Consider the following 3,817-nt stretch of genomic DNA (forward strand, 5'->3'; position numbering starts at 1 on the left):
CCACCTTTGGCGAAATCCCCATAGCACCACCCGACAACAACCAAGATTCGTTCCCTGGACACTTTCGTACGCCAAGAGGCATCCGAAACCCTTCACAAACTAGGTCAATAACGCGCAATTCACAGAAGCCCGAAAGCGGACATTCTAACCGCGCCCAGTCAGGCTTACTCCGCCGCCGCTTGCACTTGCTCGGTAAGTTCGGTCACTGTGCCACCTGCAACCAGCAGCGTGCGGTCGGCCCCAGCAATCGCGGCTTCCCGGTGCGCGACAAAGATGCGGGTACAGGATAGACCGCGCAGAGTCTCCGAAACCCGTGCTTCGGTTTCAGGATCGAGATTGGCCGTGCCCTCATCAAGGAACAGGATCGTCGGCTCGCGGTAGAGCGCGCGGGCGAGAAGCACGCGCTGTTGCTGCCCTCCAGACAAGGTTGACCCTAGATCACCCACCAAGGTCATCGTGCCCATCGGCATCTTCAGGATATCGTCCAACACACAAGCCTTGGCCAAGCAGTCTTCCACTTTGGCCATGTCGAGGTCTGCATCGAAGAAAGAGACATTGTCAGCAATCGTTCCCGCCAGCAGGCGATCATCTTGCAAGACTGCGCCAATGCGATGGCGGAAGGTACGGACGCCAAAATTCTTAAGGCCAACCCCTTCAACTTTCACTTCGCCTTCAGTTGGATCGAGCAGGCCTAGCAAGACCTTCATCAAAGTCGTCTTGCCACCGCCTGACGGGCCGATGATGGCAACAAATTGGCCGGGATCTATGGAAAAGCTTGCATCCTTGAAGACCAAAGGCTCATGGGTTGCATAGCGGAAGGAGAGTTTATCTGCTCCAATACGGCCTTCAAACAAGCGGCCTTCTTGAATGGGCTCATCTACCCCGGCTTCGGGATCCTCATGCACCACATCGGCGAGGCGTTCGAGGTGAAGCTCTAACGTCTTCCATTGGAAGTAAAGGCCAATGAGGCCCGATAGTGCGCCAGAGAATTGCCCCGCATAAGATTGAAACGCCATCAACATGCCAAGGCTCATGGTGCCATCAATCACTTGCTTGGCCCCCAGCCACCAGACCGCGACACCTTGCAGGCCCGTTACAATGCCAAGCCCCGCCCCACCCCACAGGCCGAAGCGCTGCATGGTCACACTATTATTGACGCTGGCGGCGGTATCATTCTGCCATTGGCTGACCCGTTCGCGTTCTTTGCCAAATAGCTTAAACGTCCGCGCGCCGCGCAAGGTCTCCATGAAAGTCGTGGAGGCTACAGCGCCAAGACTAATGCCCTCATCGGTTTTCCGCCTCACCCAGGGAAAGGTGACGGCCTGCACAATTAGCGGGATCAACATGGTGGCTATCACACAACCAAACAACAGCGGCGAGTACAACACCGCCATCGTGCCACCCACCACCAGCATGATGACATTCAAGGTCGCGCCAATGGGCACGCTGGTGAGGAAGCTTTGCACAGGCCCGAGCGAGGAAAACCGGCTCATAATGTCGCCAATATGGCGCTTTTCAAACCAAGCCACGGGCAAGCGCAGGGCATGGCGCAAGAGATTGCTTTGCATCTGAAACGACAATTGCGTGCCCAGATACATGCCGACAAAGCCTTGAAGCAGACCAATACCGGTTTGGATCAGCAGCAAGATCACCATGCCCATCCCAATGGTGGTCAAAAGGTCCATATCGCCTTTGGAGATGGCATCATCAATGATCAATTGGTTCAGCATCGGGCTGAACACACCAATCACTTGCACCACAAGGGCAAGCGCGAAGAGCTGGATCACGGGCCCCTTCAGGCCCTTCAGCGTGCTCCACATATCAGTCAGGCGAACCCGCTCGACGTGCTTCTTCTTAGTGAAAGCTGGCGTGGGCGTCAGCTCCAGCGCCACACCGGTGAAGGATCGGCCAATCTCTGCCGGGGCAACTTTGCGCACCCCGCGCGCTGGGTCATGAATAATGGCCCACACCCCACCCGGCCCATTCCATGCCTTCTTCAGCACGACATAATGGGCCAAGTTCCAGTGCAGCACACAAGGCGGCTTGAGGCTGACCAATTCATCGATTTCCAGCCTCAGCGGCCTGCCCACCATGCCCAGCCCATCGGCCATATCCATGACGCTTTTGAGGGTCGTACCCTTAAGGCTGGCGCTGAATTTGCGGCGAAGATCGGAAAGCGTGTGGCGCTGGCCATGGGCAGCCGCGACCATGGCAAGACAGGCCAAGCCGCACTCAGCCGCCTCTGCCTGCAGCATCATTGGCAGCTTGTCGGAGTGGAACAGGCGCGTCAGCCACGTGCGGCTATCGTCGTGAGCTGGCCGATCCAAATTTTCCGCTTGCCCAACCTCAGGTATCATGCATTACTACCCAAAATATTTATCCACAGATTGATTATAAAACCGCTATTTCGCCACTTGACATACCCCCCGCCGCTAAGTCAACTTCGACGGCGTCCGCTTGGGAACCCAAATGCAGCGAGGTATTTGGTCCCGATTTTAGACCGGACAGGGAGATTGAAATATGCGTGCTTTAACGATGGATGAAATCGAATCTGTAAGTGGGGGGGTCGAAACTGACACCGATGGTCGTTGGGTCCGAGACTCGGGTCGAGGTTGGAACAATTATAGAAACCCGGTCAAAGGCGAGAACAAAGACCCTTATCTGGATACATTTTTTGAGCGATTGGGAGAAGACATTGATAATCCCTTAAAAATCCTTGGGAAAGTTCTTGATGCTATAAAGAACAAAGCGGCCAAAGAGGCTTACAACAGAACAGTTGACGCAGTGAATCGCGATCGAAACGGCGATGGGAAAACTACGGATTCCGAGCGTCAATTGAACTGGGATGAGATGGGGGGTAAGCCGTTCTTGCCACCGCTTGAATTCCCCATTCCCTATTAATATGCCACGTCAGCCCGAGTTTTGATTAAAGGATACCTCCAGTGGAGTTCCCAAATATGAAAAGTCAAAGCATTCGGGCTGACGCTTTTTTTTTAGGTACACATTTCTAGGAATTGTTATCTACTTTAGTATTTCATTTTTTGAATTCACCTATATTGCCATGATATACGGCAGCACCGTGTCAGCAAAGCCGCCAACAACCCGTCATGTTTTGCTTGCATTACTTTATGCCCCTTTAGTTGAAAATATTCTGACTACAATTACAGTACTTTGCGTCAATGGCTTGATTGTTGCCGGTAGAAAGCTCCGCGATCGGCTGATGAGAAAAGCAAATGAGGCTAGTTACACAAAACTGAACGGGTTTTCATTTGGACTAGCATTGATCGCAGTCTACTTGCTAGCGGTAAGCGCCCACGGTTACCCGACTGGAGTATTCGCGGGATTTACCTTTGTTGCATTTGTTTTCTTGATTTTCCCAGACGATCCGCGCTCCTTCAGTTTAGCCGGCTTAATTGGTTCTTGTATTGTTCATTTTACCAATAATTGCTTATCTCTTACGATTGGCCCAATTTATCTCGTTTTTATTCAAAGTTTGTTCGGCTCAAGGTGATTTAAGAGATATTTTAAATTAGAGGAGTAATAATAAATTATTCTTTATACTTTGCTTTGATCGGACTAATATTCCCATGACCCTCTTCCGCCCCGCCGTCATAGAAGCCCAGCGCCGCCAAGTTTACGGCAGTGTGACCCTGCATCAGCCCACGCGGTTGGCGGCGTTTAGCGCGGTGGCGGTTATTAGAGCATTTTCCACTTAATATGCATCATATCCGCAGCTAGCGAAGTAGTTTCGGCACTCTTCTGGTTTGAACATGGTGACGAGGGAGCCGATGATATCCCACAGACCTGATACTGTCCG

3 protein-coding genes are annotated in these 3,817 nt (G+C 52.4%); 2 read left to right on the forward strand and 1 reads right to left on the reverse strand.

Annotated features, from left to right (window positions below; all coding sequences use genetic code 11):
• Positions 1-164: 164 nt before the first annotated feature.
• Positions 165-2,357 carry a peptidase domain-containing ABC transporter gene (locus ACIQ20_RS16130; protein WP_395782113.1) on the reverse strand — a complete coding sequence of 731 codons (2,193 nt, stop codon included), beginning with the start codon at positions 2,355-2,357 and terminating at the stop codon, positions 165-167.
• 163 nt (positions 2,358-2,520) lie between these two features.
• Here ACIQ20_RS16130 and ACIQ20_RS16135 point away from each other — a divergent pair, with 163 nt between their 5' ends.
• Positions 2,521-2,901: a hypothetical protein gene (locus ACIQ20_RS16135; protein ID WP_395782115.1), complete on the forward strand. Its 381-nt coding sequence runs from the start codon at positions 2,521-2,523 to the stop codon at positions 2,899-2,901.
• A 178-nt stretch (positions 2,902-3,079) separates the two neighbouring features.
• Positions 3,080-3,511 (forward strand): hypothetical protein, encoded by a 432-nt coding sequence (locus ACIQ20_RS16140; RefSeq protein WP_395782117.1) that lies wholly within the window; start codon positions 3,080-3,082, stop codon positions 3,509-3,511.
• Positions 3,512-3,817 lie beyond the last annotated feature (306 nt).

The sequence above is a fragment of the Aquidulcibacter sp. genome, from assembly GCF_044346625.1.
Taxonomy (GTDB): Bacteria; Pseudomonadota; Alphaproteobacteria; order Caulobacterales; family Aquidulcibacteraceae; genus Aquidulcibacter.